The following is a 19,410-nucleotide window of genomic DNA, read 5'->3' as shown; positions in this document are numbered from 1 at the left end:
ATTGGGTGTGATGCTTTGCCGGACCAGGCGCTTGTCTCAGCGCCCGGTCCCAGGGTTTAGTAGCTGAACAGGACGCCGCGGCCGCTGCCGCTGATGTACAGGCGTCCAGGTACGTTCTGGTCGGCTGCCAGCGTGCTGATGCCGCCGTACTGGTGCTTGTCGTCGTTGAAGCGGGTCCAGGTGGCGCCGGCGTCGTCCGAGCGGTACACGCCCCACACGCCGTTGATCACGCCGGCCACGTACACCGAGGCCGAGTACTTGGCGCCGGCCGGCGCCTTGCCCAGCGCGATGGAGGTGGCGCCGTACACGTCAGGCTGATACGGCGACTGGCCCCAGATCGGCGCGGCCGCGCTCAGCTTAGTCCAGGTCGCGCCCGCATCGAGCGAGTGCAGGATGCTCTTGCCGTCCGTGACCCATACGTCGCCTTCCACGTTCGGATTGACCGCGATCGACGTCGCGCCGAAGTCGGCCGTCCACGAATTGGCCGCGAACGTGCTGCTCTCGGTGAAGGTGTGGCCGCCGTCGGTCGAGGTGTAGAAATGCGGCGTTTCCGACCATTGCGTCCACCATGCGCCGCCCGAGTTGTAGGCATAGACCTTGTTCGGATTCTTGCGGTCGGCCGCCAGATGGTAGGCCCGATCGATGCCCATCGGAGCCAGGGCCGGCAGGTTGGTGTAGGTCCAGGTGGCCCCGCTGTCGGTCGTGTAGGCCGGCGTCGACATGGACGGCGCCCAGACGATGTTGTTCAGCTTGGTGACGATAAGGTTGCTCGCACCGCCGTTGTTCGCCACCGCGTCGGGATGGTTGGTCGCGAAGGCTTTCCAGGTCACGCCGGAATCGGCGGAATAAGCGCCGACCACGGTGCTGCCCCACCCATGGGAGCCGGTGGTGGCCATGTAGGCCGGATTGGACCACGCCAGGTCCGCGCTGAAGGTGGTGCCGAACAAGCTGTTCGAAGTGCGCACCGGCGTCTTGAGCAGTTCCGTCTGGACCCAGGTGCTGATGTCGCCCGCGCTGCGCAGCAGCGTGTAGTTGGCGCCCGGCGGCGGCGCCGTCAGGGAGGTGGTGGCGGTTTCCTCGATGCCGATCGCGGCATCGGTCCAGGTCGGCTTAGTCGCCGAGGCGTTGTGGGTTTCCCACACGCCGCCGCCGTGCACATGCAGGATGTGCTCGGGGTTGTTCGGGTCGATCTCGACGTCGTCGGTCCAGCCCGAGAAGCCATCGCTGGCCGGCAAGTGCGGCGCGGTCGAGGCGATCTCGCGCCAGGTCGCGCCGGCGTCGTCCGACAGCTGGATCACAGGCTGGCCGTCCCAGTTGCCCCAGGAGTTGGTCACGCCCAGCGCGATGCGGGTGCTGGCGCCGCTGCCGGATACCGACAGGCCGCCCATGCCGAAGTTGACCCACTGCTGGGCATCGTACTTCTTCAGCAGGGTCCAGTTGGTGCCGTCGAATTTGTACAGGCGCGACGGGCCGTTGGCGCCAGGGCCGTTGCTCTGGGTGAAGGCCACGTACATCATGCCATCCTTGGCGCGCACCATGTGCGGCACGATGAAGCCGGCCACGTCGGCCGGCGTGGCGATGCCGGTCCAGGTCGCACCGCCGTCGGTGGTCTTGTACATGGCGTAGCTCAACCCCGCCGTGTCGGCGTAGTCCTTCGCGACGGCCGTGTAGATGGTCTGGGTGGCGCTGCCGGTGCCCTTGGTGTTGGTGTCGAAGATCACCTGCTCGAAGCCGGTCACGCCGTTCGACTGGACAGCGTTAATTTCGCTCTTGCTCATGACGTGCGTGGACAGCGACGTCACCTGGCTCCAGGTCTGGCCGTAGTCGCTGCTCTTCCACATGCCGCTGGCGCGGGTGGCATAGAACAGGATGGACGGCTTGTTCGGGTCCACCATCAGGCGCTCGCCGATGGCGCGGCCCGGACTGTTGCTGCCTGCCGAGAACGGCAGCTTGACGTATTGCCAGGTGTCGCCACGGTCGGTGGAGATGTACAGGCGGGCATCGGCGTTTTCCGACAGGTACATGCCGGTGCCCATGTAGACGCGCATGTCGTCGTTCGGGTCCAGCGCCATGGTTTCGCTGCCGTGGTGGTAGCCGTCGATCGCGCCGAAGCCGTCGGTGATCGGCACCCAGGCCTTGGTGGCGGCGTTCCAGCGGTAGGCGCCGCCCATGTCGGTGCGCGCGTACAGCACGTCCGGGCTGGTCGGATGATAGATCAGGCCGGGGACGTAGCCGCCACCGCCGAACTTCACGGCGCCCCAGCGGGTCGCCATCTGCGCCGAGGTGGCGCCGCCCATCTTGAGGCTGGCTGCCGTCTGCGACGCCTTGGGGCTGTCGCTGCCACTGCCGCCGCAGGCTGCCAGCAAGGCCGCCAGCAGGCCGGTGACGGCCGCGATGTGTCTCTTCTTCATATTTTTATACTCCAGGATAAAGGGTGTTACAACGAACAAAAGGACGCGCCACGTCTGGCGCGGTACCGGTACTGTTTTTACATAGGCCAGCGGCCCGGATGCGGGCGGCTAACGGGCCAGGCGACGGACGTACTGCGTATGGTCCGGCATGGCAGAAACGGTCTGCGCGATGATCTGGCGCAGCTGGTAGTAATGCGCGTGCAATCTGTCCATATCCATGAAGTCGATGAGCGGATCGTCGGCCTTGGGCACGATGCCCAGCCCCGCCAGGATCGAGACATGCGACGACACCGAGAAGCCCTGCCGGTCGTAGATGGCGACGCGTCCGGTTTCGCGGAACAATTCGATCTGGTGCCTGAGCGTGTCCGGTATGGCCATGCCGGCGCAATAGCGCCAGAACTCGGAATCGCTGCGCTTGGTCACCTTGTAGTGCAGCACGATGAAGTCGCGCACGCTCTCGTAGTTGCAGGCGACCAGGCGGTTGAACTCGTCGGCCAGCTCGGGACGGAAGCCGCGGTCGGGGAAAAATTCCAGCAGCCAGCCGACCGCGTTTTCAATCATGTTGATGCTGGTCGATTCCAGCGGTTCCAGGAAACCGCCCGATAGGCCGATGGCGACGCAGTTCTTGATCCAGGTCTTGCGGCGGCGGCCGGTGGTAAAGCGCAGCTGGCGCGGCTCGTCGAGCGCGCGGCCGTCCAGGCCGTCGAGCAGCACGCGCGCCGCCTCGGCATCGGTGGTGAAGCCGTCGCAGTACACGTGGCCGTTGCCGGTGCGGTGTTGCAGCGGGATGCGCCAGGTCCAGCCCGCGCTCCTGGCGGTGGACACGGTGTAAGGGGTGAGCCGCTCGACGCTGGCGCATGGCACGGCCTGCGCGCTGTTACACGGCAGCATGGCGCTCCAGTCGTCATAGCCGGCCTGGTAGATGCCTTCGATCAGCAGGCCGCGGAAGCCCGAGCAATCGATGAACAGCTCGCCCTCGACCCGGCGGCCGTCGCGCAGTTTGACGGCGGCGATGTTGCCGCTCTCCGGATGCTGCTCGACGTCGCTGATGTGGCCCTCGATCCGGGCCACGCCGCGCGCCATGGCGTAGTCGCGCAGGTAGGCGGCATACAGGCCGGCGTCGAAATGGAAGGCGTAGTTGTAGTCGTTGCCGCCGCCAGGCTGGTCGCCGCTGGGCGGCGTGAACCGATGATGGCGGGCCATCACCGACGCCATCGACCAATCCTCGTACGGCGGCATATCCTTGATGTTGCGCGCCAGCCGCTGCCAGTACTGGTAGGAGCTGCGGTACTCGATGTCCGGGCCGAAATCGCCGAAGCCGTGGAAGAAGCGGTTGCCGAGGTGGCCCCAGTCCTTGAACTCGATGCCGAGCTTGAAGGTGGCCTTGGTCTTGGCCACGAAGTCGGCCGGGTCCAGACCGAGCGCCTGATTGTACTGGCGGATGGTGGGCAGCGTCGCCTCGCCCACGCCGACCGTGCCGATTTCAGGCGACTCCACCACCACGATTTCGCAAGCCCTGCCCAGCTTGAGCGCGAGCGGCGCGGCGGTCATCCAGCCGGCGGTGCCGCCGCCCACGATGACGATCTTTCGAATAGCCTTGTCAGCCATGTCTCCCTCTTATTGTTATGCTATTTCCCGGACATCTATGGTCCATGAAGACATCTTATGCATAAAAGCGGGCCGCACAAATTACAAAAACCGTCAAGCGCGGACATCATTTATCGCAACCGCCCGGCCCGCCGTTTCCGGCCCCAGGCGGCGGTGATACCATCCGCCGCAGGCAGCCGGCACGCAGCGTCCGGCACGTAAAACCAATAGGAAACAACCATGAAACATCCGTATCTGTCCCGGACCGCCATCGCGGCGGCCGTGGCCATGAGCCTGTGCCTGCCTGCCCTCGCGGCGCCGGCCGGCACCAACGCCGACGCCGGACAGCGGGCCAGGGACCTGCTGGCGCGCATGACGCTGGAAGAAAAAGCCAGCCAACTGCAACACGATTCGCCGGCCATCGCGCGCCTGGCCATCCCCCGCTACAACTGGTGGAACGAAGGCCTGCACGGCGTCGCCCGCGCCGGCAACGCCACCGTCTTCCCGCAGGCCATCGGCCTGGCGGCGACCTGGAACAACGCGCTCATCACACGGGTCGGCGACACGGTCGCCAGCGAGTTCCGCGCCAAGTACCTGGAGACGGTCGCCGCCGACGGCAGCACCGGCATGTACCGCGGCCTGACGGTGTGGTCGCCCAACGTCAACATCTTCCGCGATCCGCGCTGGGGCCGCGGCCAGGAGACCTATGGCGAGGATCCCTACCTGACCTCGCGCATCGGCGTCGCCTACGTGCGCGGCCTGCAGGGCGACGATCCTGGCGGGCCCAAGGTCTCCGCCACGGTCAAGCACTTCGCGGTGCACAGCGGCCCCGAGTCGGACCGCCACCGCGACGACATCCATCCCTCGCCGCGCGACCTGACCGAGACCTATCTGCCGGCCTTCCACGCCACCATCACCGAAGGCCAGGCGCTGTCCATCATGTGCGCCTACAACGCGGTGGACGGCGTGCCGGCCTGCGCCAACGAGCACCTGCTCAAGGACTATCTGCGCGGTGCGTGGAAATTCCGCGGCCACGTGGTGTCCGATTGCGGCGCCGTGGCCGACATCCACACCGAGGGCGCGCACCGCTACACCGAGACGCCCGAGCAGGCCGTGGCGGCGGCCATCAAGGCCGGCACCGACGTGTTCTGCGAATTCGGCGACTCGCCGACGGCCGCCCCCGCCACCATGGTGCGCGCCGTGCGCCAGGGCCTGCTGGCCGAGGCCGACGTCGACCGCGCCTTGTTGCGCCTGCTCGAAGCGCGCATCCGCCTGGGGCTGCTGGAGGCGCCCGGCAAGCGTCCGTTCCAACAGATCACCGCCAGGGATTACGACACCCCGGCCAACCGCGCCCTGAACCTGGAGGCGGCGCGCCAGTCGCTGGTGCTGCTGAAGAACGACGGCCTGCTGCCCCTGCGGCGCGCGCCGCAGCGCATCGCCGTGATCGGCCCCAACGCCGACAGCGTCGACGCGCTGGTCGGCAACTACAACGGCACGCCGACGCATCCGGTCACCGTGCTGCAGGGCCTGCGCGCCAGGTTCCCGAACACGCAGGTGGACTACATCGAAGGCACCGGCTGGGTCGCGCCGCCGCTGCAGGACGTGCCGGCGTCCAGCCTGTGCCTGGACGAAGCGTGCACCCAGGCCGGCATCAAGCTGGAGCGCTACGACAACCTGGCGCTGGCAGGCAAGCCCGCGACGGTCGAGACCATCGCCAAGGCCGAGTTCAAATGGGGCTGGCCGAACGCCTACGACCGCAAGACCTCGGCGCGCTGGAGCGGCTACCTGCGCGCCACCGAAAGCGGCGTGCACAACTTCCGTCTGAAGAGCAACCAGGGCTACCGCATCCGCGTCGACGGCCAGCTGGTCACCGACCTGTGGGACCTGGCCTGGCCGACCTCGAAGACCGAACTCAAGCTCACCGCCGGCAAGGTCTACCGGATCGAGATCGAAGCCCAGCAGAGCGGCTGGGACGGCGACCAGCAGCTGCAATGGACCCAGCCCAGCTTCGACGACACGGCCGCGCTGGAAGCGGCCCGCCAGGCCGACCTGGTGGTCTACGTCAGCGGTCTGAACTGGCAGCTGGAGGGCGAGGAAATGACGGTGCACGCGCCCGGCTTCGCCGGCGGCGACCGCACCAGCATCGACCTGCCCGCGCCGCAGGAGGCGCTGCTGGAGCGGCTGGGCGCGCTCGGCCGGCCGCTGGTGCTGGTCAATCTGAGCGGCAGCGCCATGGCGCTGAACTGGGCCGACCGCAAGGTGCCCGCCATCGTCCAGGCCTGGTATCCGGGCGGCGAAGGCGGACAGGCCGTCGCCGAACTGATCGCGGGCGACTACAGCCCCGCAGGCCGCCTGCCCGTCACGTTCTATAAGTCCGCCGCCGACCTGCCGCCGTTCAAGGATTACGGCATGCAGGGGCGCACCTACAAATACTTCAAGGGCGAGCCGCTCTACCCCTTCGGCCACGGTCTGAGCTACACGCACTTCAGCTACACGGCCAGCGCGGCCACGCCGAAGTCGGTCTGCGCCGGCTGCGGCGTCACGCTCACGGTCGACGTGAAGAACGACGGCGAGCGCGCCGGCGACGAGGTGGTGCAGGTCTACGTCACCCGCCCCGGCGACGCCGCGCCCAACAGCACGCTGGCGGGCTTTACCCGCGTCGCGCTGAAACCGGGCGAGCACCGGAAGGTGAGCTTCAAGCTGGAAGGCAAGGCATTGAGCACGGTGGACGCGGCCGGCAACCGCAGCGTCGAAGCCGGGCCTGCCACCGTGTGGGTGGGCGGCGGACAGCCGGCCGGCGCCACGGTCACGCGGCCGTCATCCGGCGTCAAGCTGCAGCTGACCGTCAAGGGCCGCCGCAGCCTGCCGCCGTTCTGAGAGGCGCAGCCCTAGAACCGCGTGAAGCGCTGTTCGTTCGGGCCGCCAAGCGCCTTGGCCGCACCGTTGGCGACCACCTTGCGCGCCTCGTGCTTGGCAACGCCATCCCAGGCCGGCGACGGCGCCAGCGCCGGTGCGCCGGCGCGTTTCGCCGTTGCCAGCTTGAAGAACGACATGGTCTGCTTCAGCTGCTCGGCCTGGCCGCTCATCTCCTGGGCGGTAGCGGCCAGCTCCTCCGAACTGGCCGCGTTCTGCTGGGTCGATTGGCTCAACTGGCCCACCGCCGAATTGATCTGGTCCACGCCGGCGGCCTGCTCCTCCGACGCCGCCGTGATTTCCTGCACCAGATCCGAGGTCCTCTTGATGTTCGGCACCATCTCGTCGAGCAGCGAGCCGGCCTTTTCCGCCAGCTTCACGCTGTTGATCGCCACCTCGCCGATCTCCTGCGCCGCCACCTGGCTGCGCTCGGCCAGCTTGCGCACCTCTGCCGCCACCACCGCGAAGCCCTTGCCGTGCTCGCCGGCGCGCGCCGCTTCGATCGCCGCGTTCAGGGCCAGCAGATTGGTCTGGTAGGCAATATCGTCGATGATGCTGATCTTCTTGGCGATCTGGTTCATCGCCGACACCGTTTCCTTGACCGCCGTGCCGCCCTGCGCCGCCTCCACCGCTGCCTTGGTGGCGATGCCGTCGGTGACCTTGGCGTTGTCGGTGTTCTGCGAGATCGAGGCGGTGATCTGCTCGATCGACGCGCTGGTCTCCTCGACGCCGGCGGCCTGCTCGCTGGCCGCCTGCGCCAGCGACTGCGCGGTGGAGCTGACCTCCTCGGACGCGTTGGCCAGCGCGGCGGCGCCGCTGGACACCTCGTGCACCACCTCGGCCAGCTTGGCGGCCATGCTGTTGACGGCGGTCTTCAGCTCGGCGAACGCGCCATGGTAGTCGCCGCGGATGGTCTTGGTCAAATCGCCCGCTTCCATGCCTCCCAGCACCTGCTGGACCTCGCGCAGCGGGGTGACGATGGCGTCGAGCGCACCGTTCACACCCTGCACGATGCGCCGGAAGTCGCCGGCATGCCGGGCGGCGTCCGCGCGCGTGTCGAGCTCGCCGGCCTGCGCCGCCTTGGCCAGGGTACCGGTGTCCTCGATCAGGGCCAGCAGGTTGGCGCGCACCTGCTCGATGGTCTGATTGATGAACGCCTTCTTGCCCGGGAAGGTTTCCAGCGGGGCGCTGAAATCGCCCTCGCCAAAAGCCTTCACGCAGGCCATGGCCTTCTTCTTGACCGCGATGTGGCCCGCCACCATGTTGTTGATGCCCTGCGCCATGTTGCGGAAATCGCCCTCGAATTTCTGGGCGTCGATCATCACGTCGATGTCGCCCTTGTCGTGCTCCGACGACATCCGGTTCATCTCGGCGATCAGGCCCTTGAGATTGCCGCGCACCTGCTCGATGGTGTCGTTGATGAAGGCCTTCTTGCCGGGCAGCTTGTCCATCGTGGCGTCGAAGTTGCCGCGGCCAAATTCCCTGAACACACCCATGGCGGTTTTTTTGGTGGCGATGTGCGACTCGACCATCGCGTTGATGCCCTGCGCCATAGTGCGGAAATCGCCCTCGAACCGGTGCGCGTCGATCGCCACGTCGATGTCGCCCTTTTCATGCTCCGCGCTCATCCGGGTCATCTCGGTGCGAACCGCCTGCAGGTTGTCCAGCAGGCGATTGACGGCGCCGCCCGCCTTGGCCAGGGCGGGCGGCAAGGCCTCGCTGTCCACCCGTTGGGAGAAGTCGCCGCCCGCCGCCGCGATCAGCACCCGCGTGAGGTTCTTATCGGTGGCGGCCTCGAATGCATCCCGCTCCAGCTGCAACTGCCGTGAGGTTTTTATCTGAATCATAAGCACTCCTTGACCAGTATGAGAGACGGCGTCTCCACGCCGGGCGGCTCGACTTTGGATCAGATACTACTTGATTTTGTAAGATAAATTTCAACCGTGCAGGGAATTTCGTTGGCCTGTTGTAATCCTGATGCTGGCACGTTAATGTTCGGCCAAACTTGCGAAAACCATCAGGCCACTGCACCGGCGCGGTCGTCAATAACTCCCCATCCTGACCTTCAGCGTCACCGGCTGGCCGGTGAAGTTGAGGCCGTGGTCGGTCTGGTCGCCGTTCCAGTTGCGCTCCATGACCCACTTGCCCTGCGCGTCGAAATGCCCTTCCTCGACGCGGGCGTACATATACGGCTTGCCGGCGTTGGCGCCAGTGCCTTCGAGATGGATGCGCACATGCTGGCCGAACAGGATGAACTCGTTGTCGCCGATCTGCGCCACCGCCACGCCGCCCGACGGCGACTCCGTGCCCGGCGGCGCATCCGTGATATGGGCCGGATCGGGCTGGCCGCCCAATTGCCATTCGCGGAACGAGGCCTTGATGTTCCAGCCCTTGAACGTCAGGCTCTGCGGCGTGCGCGCCTCGGTTTCGGCCAGGCCGTCGGTGCGGCCCTCCAGCGCCCAGCGTGCCCACTGCCGCGCCATCGGACTGAACGCGGCGTAGATCTTGCCGAAGGGCTCGGCCATAGCTTTATCCTTGAGCTTGGAACCGAGCGGATAGTTGCTGTAGTCGGCGTAGTCGACGCCGAACGGCGACACCCCGATCGCGCCGCGGCCCAGGATCTGGTAGACGTAGCGCGCGTAGGTTTGCGCATTGCCCATCTCCGGCACGAACAGCGCGTTGTCGCGGCGCTTGAACTGCTCCAGCGTGGCCGCCACCTTGTTGGACTCGGGCAGGTAGATGTCCGGCGCGACCACGTCGATGTGCGGCGCGGCGGCCTTGTAGATGTCGATCACGTCATAGCCCGGACCGCCGCTGGCGAAGTTTCCCTTCCACGGCGCCATAGTCTCGAGCGGATCGCGCAGCGCGTTGTTGACGTACATCGGCAGGTCGTACACCGCGCGCCCCGCCTTGGCCACTTGCTCGATATGGCTGGCGATCGCATAGGCGTGGAAATACTCGTCCGCATACGGACCATAGACTTGCGACCAGCTGCCGCTGGCCGCGCCGGGCACCGGCGGCTTCTTGCGCGCCAACACCGCCGCCGGCACCGGCTGGCGGAATGCGGCCTCGGCTTTCGGACTGAAGTCGCGCACGGTGCCGTAGGTGCCGACTTCGTTTTCAACCTGCACCATGATCACGGTATGGTCCGCCGCGTCGATCTGCTTCAGGTGGCCCATCAGGGCGACAAAGGCCTTGGTGTCGGCCTTGACCGTCTGCTCACCCAGCGGCGACAGGCAATAGCTGTTCTTGCCATCCTTGTCTATCATGCGCGGGAAGCGCTGGTTGTCGAACTTGACCCACTCGGGCGTATAGGCCGGCCCGGTGTTCTTCCAGGTGCCGAACCACAGCAGCACCAGCCGCACCTTGTTCTGGCGCGCCTCGGCCACCAGCGTGTCGACGTAGCCGAAATCGAACTTGCCCTCGACCGGCTCGATCTGCTCCCAGGCCACCGGGATCTCCAGCGTGTTGGCGTGGGCATCCTTGACGGCGGCCCATACCTTGCCGAGCGCGGCCGGATAGTTGCTGGAGTTATGCGCCTGCACACCCAGCATGGTAAACGGCTGTCCATCGACGATCAGCGCATGGTGGCCATCGTTCTGCACCAGGCGCGGCAGTTCGCCGGCTTGCGCGCAGGCGATGGAAACAGCGAGCGCACACAGCGCGATAATTGGTTTGGTCGTCTTCATTTGCTTGCCTTTATGATTGCTGCGATCACGTCGGGGTCCAGCTGGGCGCCCGTCTTTCGGTCTATCATGCCGCCGGTGTCCCAGTAGACCGGCACCAGTCCATGCCGGAAAGCCGACTGCGTGATGTACTGGTCCCAGGCCTTGCGGTACACGTCCATGCCGGGATACGCGGCCTTGATGCCGGCGCCGTACTCGCCCAGCAGCACCGGCACGCCCTTGTCGGCAAAGGCGGTCTTCATCTTCTGGAACTCGGCGTCGGCCCACGCTTCGTTGGCCCATGACTCCACCGCCGCCGGGTCGGTCGCCTGCGCGCCCCACTGCCAGATCTTGCTGTCGTTGTCGAGCGTGAAATGGAAGGGGTCGTAGTAGTGCACTTCCATGAACAGCCGGTTGGCGACCGTGTCCTTCGGCACCGTGTTGGTGGCGGCCGTGCTGTCGATGTTGGTAAAGTAGCCCTGCACCACCAGGTGGCGCAGCGCGTTGTTGCCGCCGGTGGCGCGCACCGCGTTCACGAAGGTCTGGTTGAAACCGTTCTGCACAGCCGCGTATTCGGCCGTCGGCGCGCCGTAGGTATTGTCCTGGCCGACCTCGTTGGTGCCGGCGAACAGCAAGGTGTCGTCGTCGTTCCTGAAATAGTTGGCGATCTGCGTCCAGAAGCGCGTCAGCTTGTCGTTGATCGCGGCCTGCCGGTCGTAGGTGGTGTGGTTCATCCAGCCGCCGTCCCAGTGGATGTTGATGACCGTGTACAGGCCGGCGGTGTGCGCGTAGTCCACCACCTGGCGCACGTGGGCCAGCCACACCGCGCTGATGTTGTTGTCGGCATCGGCGTACTGGCTCCACGAGATCGGAATGCGCACGGTCTTGAAGCCGGCAGCCTTGTACGCGTTCATCAGGGTCTGGGTCGGCACTGGATTGCCCCAGGCGGTTTCATTGGGCAGCGCTTCGAGCGTGTTGCCGAGGTTGATGCCGGGCGACATCAGCTTCGCCAGCTCGGTGCTGGTCATGGCGCGCATGCCGCTCGGGGTTGCGACCACCGTGGTGGTCGCGGTCGCGGCGGCGACCTCTGCCGATGGCGCACCGCCACCGCTGCAGGCGGTAACGCCGGCGGCAAGCAGGATCGCCGTGGCCACGGCGATGGCGCAGGAATATCGTTTCACTGGAGTCTCCTTCTTCTTGAAGACTGCATTCTGTCGACCTTGCCGTGACACGGCAATTACAAAAAAGATCAACGCCGGCAGCGAAAATGGACAACCGGCGCATCCATGCAAAACTCAGGGCCCCACACCGTTCGCGGCGGCCGGTATCACGGACAATTCCGCCGCGTTGGTCGCGCCGCCGCGCCACACCTCGTCCAGCGCGGTGAAGCGGAAGTAGCGCGCGTTGACCGGCGCGAAGCGCGCCTGCTGGCTGTCGGGGTTGTTGCGGATGTTGGCGAAGGTGCCGCGCTCGATGGCGGCGGTCCAGTGCGCGCCGTCCTCGCTGGTGTCGAAGCGGTAGTTCTCGACCGTGCCGCCGAGCTGGCCGTCCTGCCGCGGCAGGTAGACCAGGCCGGCGATGCGGTGCGCCTGGCCCATGTCGACCGTGATGGCGTGCGGCAGCTTGACGTCGGCGCCCCAGCGGGTATTCCAGAACGTGGACGGATCGCCGTCGATGGCGTACATGGCCGGCTGGCTGGCGTCTTCGTTGTCGACCGCCACCACCTTCCAGCCGCGCGGCGACAGGCCGATGAACTCGCGCCGGCCGGCCACGCCGAGGCGGCCGTCGGGCAGCAGCCGCGCGGCGCGCACCGTGCCGCTGGCCGCCAGCGCCAGCGGCGCGCTGTACACCGGCGAGCCGGCCACGGGCGCGGAGCCGTCGGTGGTGTAGACGATGGTGCCGCCGCCCGGATGGCTGATGGCCACCCTGCCGTCGGCGTCGCGGTCGGCGATGGCCGGCGGCAGCAGCTCGGTCGATTGCAGGTAGAGGCCCACCTCGGCCAGGGTCGGCGCCAGCCGCGCGCCGGTGATGCGCACCCGCACGCGGTCGGTGGTCACCGGCGATTTCAGCCGCACCAGGCGGCGGTGGCCGACCGTGGTCAGCTCGTCCGTCGCGATGGGCTGGGCCGCGACCCAGGCCGCGCCGTCCCAGGTGTCGATGGCGAACGATGCGATGCGCTGGCCGCGCTGGTCCACCGCCTCCTGCAGCGACACTACGTCGAAGCGGGCCGGCTTGCGCAGGGCCAGCGTCAGCGTGCCATCCGTGCGGCCGGGGGCGGCCTCCCACCAGGTGTCGAGTTTGCCGTCCAGCGCGGCGCCGGCGGCGTGGCGCGGCGCGGCATGGTCGGCCGATGCGTGGGCGCCGGCCGCCAGGTCGGTGGCGAAGGTGGCGCGCATGATCTCGCCCACCTGGCCCAGCGCGGCGACCTGGTCGTCCGGCAGCAGGCCGCGCCGGTCGGGCGACAGGTTCAGGATCAGGTTGGCATTGCGGCCGATCGACGAGTAAAAGATGTCCACCAGCTGCGTGACCGGACGCGGCCGTTTGTCGCGGGCCCAGAACCACTGGCCGTTGGCCAGCATGGTGACGTTGGTCTCGGCCGGATACCACCACAGGTGCGCGCCCGGCTTGAGCTGGGCAGTGCCGCCAAGGTCGCCGCCCTGCATGTCGGGCCAGCGGAACTGGGCGGGCGCGGTGGGCAGCGGGATCACGCTCCATTCGGTGGTGCGGCCGTAGCCGCTTTCGGTGCCGACCCAGCGCACGTCCGGGCCCTTGCCCATGATGACGGCCTGCGGCTGCAGTTTGCGGATCAGGTCGTACCACGCCTCATAGTCGTAGGTCTCCGCCACGCTGGGGTCGGGATTGGCGCCGTCAAACCACACCTCGTGCACCGGGCCGTATTGGGTCAGCAGCTCGTACAGCTGGTTGAGGAAGTAGCGGTTGTAGTCGTTGACCCGGTAGCGGTAGGACCGGAAGCCCGGCGCCGGCGCACGGCCCCGGGACGGGTCGCTCTGGAAGCTGGCCGGGTCGGTGGGGATGGCCGACATCACGGCCGGGCTGCCGTTGCCATAGTAGCCGGCCGGATTGGACGGGTTGCTCTTGAGCTGGTACAGGTCGGCCGGCGACAGGTAGATGCCCAGCTTGACGTCGGCCGCGCGCGCGGCGTCGGCCACCTCGCGCACCAGGTCGCCCTTGCCGCCGCGCCACGGGCTGGCGGCCGACGAGTGCGCGGTGTAGCGGCTGGGCCACATGGCAAAGCCGTCGTGGTGCTTGGCCACCAGCACGATCATCTTGCCGTCGAGCTGCTTGACGGCGCCCAGCCACTGGCGCGCGTCCAGCGCGCTGGGGTTGAACAGCGACGGCGCCTCGCGCCCGCTGCCCCACTCCACTTCATTGAAGGTGTTGACGCCGAAGTGCAGGAAAAAGGTGCGTTCCAGCCGCATCCAGGCACTCTGGTTGGGACGCGGCAGCACCTTGGCCGCCTTCTCGGCGATCGTGGCGGCGCTGTCGCCGGCAGCGATCACGTGCTCCGTCGCATAGGGAATCGCATCGGCCGCGGATGCCGCCAGCGGCAGGCAGATGGACGCGAGCGCGCTCAGGCACAGGTGCTGGAAATACCGCATGGGTATGGTCTCCTCATTCTATTTGTCGATGCAGGCGGCGATGCTAGCACCGGCCACAGGCATGCGGCACAGGCGCCGTGCTGGCTGTTAAATATCGTTCGGCCGCTTGATGATTTCCATAACTTCCGCAAGCCTGCCCGCGTCCTTCAATTTCAATTTGGCTTTGGCATTTTTCATGATTGCGGTGCCCGCCTGGTTTGATCACACTGAATTCCAGCTGCCCCGCTTGGGGCGCTTCACGCTTGGCCAACTGGAGATAGAGGAGACACCCTAAGCACCAGATGCCAGGCTTTCATTGTTGGACTCATTGAAAGCGATAACTAAATGAAAAAACCATTGCTTTACAGCGCGTTGCTGCTATCCCTGTTTGCCGCCAACATCATCGCCATGCCGGCGCAGGCGGCCGGACCGGCCTATAGCTGGAACAACGTCAAGATCGGCGGCAGCGGCTATGTGCCCGGCGTCATCGCCCACCCCGGCCAGCAGGGCCTGTTCTACGCCCGCACCGACGTCGGCGGCGCCTACCGCTACAACGCCAGCAGCAAAACCTGGACCCCGCTCAACGACTGGATCTCGTCGGCGCAATTCAATATGAGCGGCATCGACTCCATCGCCGTTGATCCGCGCGATCCGAGCAAGCTGTACCTGGTCGGCGGCATTTATTACAGCGGCGGCAACGCCACGCTGATGATCTCCAACAACCAGGGCAGCACGTTCACGCAGGTGCCGCTGGGCTTTACGGCCGGCGGCAACGAGCCCGGCCGGCAAGTGGGCGAGCGCCTGATGGTCGATCCCAACCAGGGCTCGGTGCTGTTCTACGGCACCGGCAACTACGCGGGCAGCGCCAGCAGCAACGGGCTGTGGAAAAGCAGTAACGGCGGCAGCAACTGGTCCAGGGTAAGCGGCTTCCCTGCCCTGTCGAACGACGGCACCGGCGCCGGCATCTCCTTCGTCGCCTTCCACAAGGGCTCCGGCACCAACGGGCAGGCCACCCCCGTCCTCTTCGCCGGCATCAACACCAAAACCGTCGAGCAGACCGGCTCCAAACTGTACAAGAGCACCGACGGCGGCAACAGCTGGTCGCCGGTCTGGGGCGGACCGGGCGGCCTGCTGCCGCAGCGCGGCCAGATCGGGCCGGACGGCAATCTCTACATCACGTTCGCGGCCTGGACCAGCAACACGGACGGCAACGGCAAGGTGTGGGAACACTACGGCCCCGACGGCCTGACCAAGGGCCAGGTGTGGAAGTACGATATCGCCAACAACCAGTGGGCCTATATCACGCCGTGGAGCAGCAACAACACCAACGGCGAATACAGCTGGGGCTTTTCCGGCCTGTCGGTCGATCCCAGCCATCCGGGCCGGCTGATGGTCAACACCATCGACCGCTACGACTCCCAGGGCGAAACCGCCTATGTGTCCACCGACGGCGGCGCCCACTGGACCGACCTGGTGGCCAACGCCACCTTCGACAGCAGCGCGGCGCCGTGGAACACGGTGTACGGCCCCATCCACAATCTGGGCAACTGGAGCGCCTCGGTGCTGGACCCGTTCAACACCAACCACGCCTTCGTCACCTCCGGCGGCGGCATCATGGAGAGCAACAACCTGACCGCCGCCAATCCGGCCTGGGCCTACGGCGAGAACGGCATCGAGGAAACCGTGCTCAACGCGCTGATCTCGCCGCCGGCCAACCAGTACGGCTCGACGCCGCTGATCAGCGGCGGCGGCGACGTCTGCGGTTTCGTCCACAACAGCGTGACCACGGCGCCGGCCCAGTCGTTCTCGAATCCGACCTGCAACAACGTCACCGGCATGGACTACAAGAAGACCGACTCCACCTACGTGGTACGGGTCGGGAACGATGCCTACAGCGCCGTCAAGCACTTCGGCGCCATCTCGTGGAACGGCGGCTACAGCTGGAGCGCGTTCAACAGCAACGGCACCGCCGTCGACGGGGGCGGCAGTGTCGCGGTGAACGCCGACGGCTCGTCCATCCTATGGGCGCCCAAGGACGCGCCGCCGGCCTATTCCAACAACAACGCCTATTCGTGGAATTCGCTCAACGGCGCGCTGCCGAACAACGTGAAGATCGTCGCCGACGGCTACAACGCCAACCTGTTCTACGCCTACAAGCGCGAGACCGGCGCGTTCTACGCCAGCAGCGACAAGGGCGCGACCTGGGCCACCACCAACGCCGGCCTGATCGCTTGGGGCGACCAGCTGGTCGCGCCGGCCGGCCAGGGCGGCGACGTGTGGCTGGTCACCTACACCGGCCTGTACCACACCACCACCTCGGGCTGGGGCGCCTGGGTCAAGGCGCCCGGCGTGACGCAGGCGGGGGCGCTGGGCTTCGGCAAGGCAGCTGCCGGCTCCAGCTATCCGGCCATGTATGTGGAAGGCACGGCCAACGGCGTATGGGGCATCCACCGCTCCACCGACGGCGGCAATACCTGGGTGCGCATCAATGACGACCAGCACCAGTGGTACGGCACCAACCACGTGATCACCGGCGATCCGAAAACCTTCGGCACGGTGTACATCGGCACCAACGGCCGCGGCATCCTGTACGGCACCTCGGCTAACTGAGCATCCCACCGCAAGCGCCCCGCCACAATGGCGGGGCGTATAATTGGCAAATACCTGAGCAAGGGGAATGCGTTACACTAGTTGACATCAACAGGCACGGAGGTGCGCCATGACAGCCTTCATTCATCACGAAGACGACCAATCGCTCGACTCGACGGCAAAAGACACGCCAAAAGACAACTCGCTTGCTCAAGCACGCAAGCGTCGCGTGGAGGCTTTGCGCCGCGTCGCCGGCATCTGGGCCAACCGCACCGACATTCCCGCTGACGGCCTGACCTATCAATTGGAGTTGAGGTCCGAATGGCGCTAGTCCTTTTCGACACCAACATACTTATAGACGCCCTTAAGGGATACCCACCGGCAATCGAGGAGCTGGAATATTGGGACAAGCCAGCAATCAGCGCGGTCACCTGGATGGAGGTCATGGCCGGCACCAGAGACGACTACCCGTTTTGGGCGACGACTGGTTTGAACTTTTCACAAAAACCATTCCGGGTCCGCCGCAAGGCTGATTGAAAAACTCGTCGTCCCATACCACCGGACGACGAGCTTCTTATCTGGCCAGCAGTTCGACGCCCAACGGCTCCAGCCGCAGCGTGCCGGACCACTGCTTGCCGCCCAGTACACCCGTCATGGCGCCATCGATCGCGATGTCTTTGGCCTCGCCGGTGGTGTTGACGTACAGCGTGCGGCCCTCGACCGTGCGGGCGTAGACCCCGTCCGGCGTCTTCGGCCCCGGCACGATGCCCAGGCTGGCGTACAGCTGGCGGTACAGCGGCCCCATGATCTGCGGCTGGGCCGGCGTGGCGACATAGATCGCCCGGCCCTTGCCGTAGTTGTTGACCGTGATCGACGGCGGCGTGCCGTCGACGTTGATGAAGCGCGCCAGCACCTGCGCGGTGGACGGCTCCAGCACCTCGTAGTTGCCGATGCTGCCCTTGACTTCCTCGTCGCCGATCTTGGTCATCAGCGTGCCGCCGTTGTAGAACTCGTTGGTGCGCAGGCCGAACACGTCGGTCAGGCGGCCCGGCAGCGGCGTGTTGAACCACTGGTTGTGCTCGTTGACCTTGTCCGACAGCGCGGTCATGATCACCGTGCCGCCGTCGCCGACGAACTTGCGGATGGCGTCGGCGCTGGCCTGGTCCATCAGGTACAGACCCGGCACCACCAGCAGGCTGTAGCGGCTCAGGTCCTCGTGCGCGATGTTGATGACGGCCGCGTCGATGTTGTCCTTGAACAGCGGCTCGAAGGCGTTGTGCGCCTGCGTCAGGTATGGCGTGCTGATGTAGGGCCGCACGGTGTTGTTGTCCGCCGGCGGCGGGTTGGTCGCCTGCATATTGTCGAACGAGTAGGCGAAGGCCACCTTCGGCTGCGTCATGCGCGGGAAGCCCAGCTTTTGCAGCTTGGCGAAGTCGGCCGCGATGGTGGCGAACTCGCCCAGCTTCCACGATGGCCGGTCGTCGTGGTCCAGCAGGCCGAACAGGGCCTGCTCCTCGCCGCCCAGGTGGCTGTTGTAGGTCCACGCCAGCACCGTCTGCGCGCCCAGCAGCAGGCCGAAGTGCGCCCACATGCGCGAGCGGCCCTTGGTGCCGTAGTAGCCCGGGCCGCCGGCGGTGAACTCGTTGAACCAGATCGGCGTCGACATGGCGCCCTTCATCATCAGCGCCTCGAAGCCGGAGCCGATCGGCGAGCCTGGGTAGAAGCCCATGGCGCCGTAGTGGGCGTACTGGCGGTAGGTCGACAGGTAGTCGAAGCCCTTGCGGCCGGCGCTGTCCCACAGGTTGGAGATGGCCGGCTTGTCCGGCGTGTTCTTCTGGCGGATCGTTTCCAGGTCCGTCAGTGCGCCGACGGTGACGTCGGACCAGTAGCGGCGCAGGTCGATCAGGCGCTCGTAGGCGCCGGGGCCGTCCGCGTACGGCAGGCGCACCTCGTCCCAGTCGCCGATGTGGCGCGACCAGCGCTGCGTGGCCCAGGCCTGGTTGAGCGTGTCCAGATTGCCGTACTTCTTCTTCAGCCAGACTATGAAGCGCTTGCGGTCCGCCTCGGAGTACGACATGTAGCCGTTGCCGATCTCATTGTCGAAGCCGATGGCCAGCAGCGCCGGATGTTTGGCGTAGCGTTTGGTGAGCTTGTCGGCGAAGCGGGCCACCAGGCGTTTGTAGTCCGGGTCGCTGATATTGTTCATGTAGCGCTCGGCCGCGTCGAGGCGGTTGCCCTGCTGCGTGACCAGGTTGACGCCGGGGTATTTGTGGTGCAGCCACAGCGGCGCCGGCAGCCCCGCGATGTCGACGATGACGCGGATGCCGGCGGCCTGCATCTGGTCCATGATCCAGTCGAAGGTGGCGAACTCGAACTTGCCTTCGGACGGCTCGAAATAGTCCCACGACAAGTCGCCCATGCGCACCACCTTGAAGCCGGACTGCTGCATCAAGGCGATGTCGCGCTTGATCTGCTCGCGGCTACGGTCGACCGGCTGGTAGCAGGTGCCGACGAACAGCTGGCCGGCGCCCGGCCAGTCGGGATGGCCGGGCACAGCCCCGCCCTGCGCCCAGGCGGGCGCGGGACCGAGCGTGGCCAGCGCCAGCGTGCAGGCGGCGGCGATTTTCAGCAGACGACGCGTCATGC

The 19,410-nt window shown here is 66.5% G+C and carries 11 protein-coding genes; 4 read left to right on the top strand and 7 right to left on the bottom strand.

What is annotated here, in order from left to right:
* Positions 1 to 56: 56 nt before the first annotated feature.
* Both ACEN9O_RS19875 and ACEN9O_RS19870 read right to left on the bottom strand, forming a co-directional pair.
* Positions 57 to 2,411, bottom strand: a complete 2,355-nt coding sequence (locus ACEN9O_RS19875) for a WD40/YVTN/BNR-like repeat-containing protein (RefSeq protein ID WP_495613542.1) — start codon at positions 2,409 to 2,411, stop codon at positions 57 to 59.
* A gap of 108 nt (positions 2,412 to 2,519) precedes the next feature.
* Positions 2,520 to 4,019 carry a tryptophan halogenase family protein gene (locus ACEN9O_RS19870; RefSeq protein WP_495613541.1) on the bottom strand — a complete coding sequence of 500 codons (1,500 nt, stop codon included), beginning with the start codon at positions 4,017 to 4,019 and terminating at the stop codon, positions 2,520 to 2,522.
* Positions 4,020 to 4,238: 219 nt separating this feature from the next.
* Between ACEN9O_RS19870 and ACEN9O_RS19865 the strand changes: the two genes are divergently transcribed.
* Entirely contained in the window at positions 4,239 to 6,875 is a 2,637-nt protein-coding gene (locus tag ACEN9O_RS19865) for a glycoside hydrolase family 3 C-terminal domain-containing protein (protein WP_495613540.1), read from the top strand.
* Positions 6,876 to 6,886: 11 nt separating this feature from the next.
* Here the strand turns inward: ACEN9O_RS19865 and ACEN9O_RS19860 are convergent, their stop codons facing one another.
* The 4 genes from ACEN9O_RS19860 to ACEN9O_RS19845 form a co-directional block, all read right to left on the bottom strand.
* Positions 6,887 to 8,758: a methyl-accepting chemotaxis protein gene (locus ACEN9O_RS19860; RefSeq protein ID WP_495613539.1), complete on the bottom strand. Its 1,872-nt coding sequence runs from the start codon at positions 8,756 to 8,758 to the stop codon at positions 6,887 to 6,889.
* 195 nt (positions 8,759 to 8,953) lie between these two features.
* The gene (locus tag ACEN9O_RS19855; protein WP_495613538.1) at positions 8,954 to 10,600 is read right to left on the bottom strand and encodes a GH35 family beta-galactosidase; all 1,647 of its coding nucleotides are present in this window, start codon (positions 10,598 to 10,600) and stop codon (positions 8,954 to 8,956) included.
* The gene (locus ACEN9O_RS19850; protein WP_495613537.1) at positions 10,597 to 11,757 is read right to left on the bottom strand and encodes a glycoside hydrolase family 5 protein; all 1,161 of its coding nucleotides are present in this window, start codon (positions 11,755 to 11,757) and stop codon (positions 10,597 to 10,599) included. Before ACEN9O_RS19850 ends, ACEN9O_RS19855 begins: the two co-directional genes overlap by 4 nt.
* Positions 11,758 to 11,871: 114 nt before the next feature.
* On the bottom strand, positions 11,872 to 14,196 hold the full coding sequence (locus ACEN9O_RS19845) for an alpha-L-fucosidase (protein WP_495613536.1): 2,325 nt from the start codon (positions 14,194 to 14,196) through the stop codon (positions 11,872 to 11,874).
* 324 nt (positions 14,197 to 14,520) lie between these two features.
* Here ACEN9O_RS19845 and ACEN9O_RS19840 point away from each other — a divergent pair, with 324 nt between their 5' ends.
* The 3 genes from ACEN9O_RS19840 to ACEN9O_RS19830 all read left to right on the top strand — a co-directional run bounded on the left by ACEN9O_RS19840 (position 14,521) and on the right by ACEN9O_RS19830 (position 17,301).
* The gene (locus tag ACEN9O_RS19840; RefSeq protein WP_495613535.1) at positions 14,521 to 16,785 is read left to right on the top strand and encodes a hypothetical protein; all 2,265 of its coding nucleotides are present in this window, start codon (positions 14,521 to 14,523) and stop codon (positions 16,783 to 16,785) included.
* 109 nt (positions 16,786 to 16,894) lie between these two features.
* Positions 16,895 to 17,095, top strand: a complete 201-nt coding sequence (locus ACEN9O_RS19835) for a hypothetical protein (protein WP_495613534.1) — start codon at positions 16,895 to 16,897, stop codon at positions 17,093 to 17,095.
* Positions 17,086 to 17,301 (top strand): PIN domain-containing protein, encoded by a 216-nt coding sequence (locus ACEN9O_RS19830; RefSeq protein ID WP_495613533.1) that lies wholly within the window; start codon positions 17,086 to 17,088, stop codon positions 17,299 to 17,301. The genes ACEN9O_RS19835 and ACEN9O_RS19830 overlap by 10 nt, the downstream gene beginning before the upstream one ends.
* A gap of 37 nt (positions 17,302 to 17,338) precedes the next feature.
* On the opposite strand, the gene ACEN9O_RS19825 is transcribed toward ACEN9O_RS19830, so the two are convergent.
* Positions 17,339 to 19,408: a beta-galactosidase gene (locus ACEN9O_RS19825; protein WP_495613532.1), complete on the bottom strand. Its 2,070-nt coding sequence runs from the start codon at positions 19,406 to 19,408 to the stop codon at positions 17,339 to 17,341.
* Positions 19,409 to 19,410 lie beyond the last annotated feature (2 nt).

It is taken from the genome of Duganella sp. Dugasp78, from assembly GCF_059491455.1.
The sequence above is the reverse complement of the archived record's forward strand: the minus strand, read 5'-3'. Positions and strand labels throughout refer to the sequence as shown.

Bases quoted from the DNA above. Each gene is read 5' to 3' on its own strand.
- ACEN9O_RS19835 (WP_495613534.1), top strand. From the start codon at position 16,895: ATGACAGCCTTCATTCATCACGAAGACGACCAATCGCTCGACTCGACG.
- ACEN9O_RS19870 (WP_495613541.1), bottom strand. From the start codon at position 4,019: ATGGCTGACAAGGCTATTCGAAAGATCGTCATCGTGGGCGGCGGCACC.
- ACEN9O_RS19845 (WP_495613536.1), bottom strand. From the start codon at position 14,196: ATGCGGTATTTCCAGCACCTGTGCCTGAGCGCGCTCGCGTCCATCTGC.
- ACEN9O_RS19825 (WP_495613532.1), bottom strand. From the start codon at position 19,408: ATGACGCGTCGTCTGCTGAAAATCGCCGCCGCCTGCACGCTGGCGCTG.
- ACEN9O_RS19865 (WP_495613540.1), top strand. From the start codon at position 4,239: ATGAAACATCCGTATCTGTCCCGGACCGCCATCGCGGCGGCCGTGGCC.
- ACEN9O_RS19830 (WP_495613533.1), top strand. From the start codon at position 17,086: ATGGCGCTAGTCCTTTTCGACACCAACATACTTATAGACGCCCTTAAG.
- ACEN9O_RS19875 (WP_495613542.1), bottom strand. From the start codon at position 2,411: ATGAAGAAGAGACACATCGCGGCCGTCACCGGCCTGCTGGCGGCCTTG.
- ACEN9O_RS19855 (WP_495613538.1), bottom strand. From the start codon at position 10,600: ATGAAGACGACCAAACCAATTATCGCGCTGTGTGCGCTCGCTGTTTCC.
- ACEN9O_RS19840 (WP_495613535.1), top strand. From the start codon at position 14,521: ATGAAAAAACCATTGCTTTACAGCGCGTTGCTGCTATCCCTGTTTGCC.
- ACEN9O_RS19860 (WP_495613539.1), bottom strand. From the start codon at position 8,758: ATGATTCAGATAAAAACCTCACGGCAGTTGCAGCTGGAGCGGGATGCA.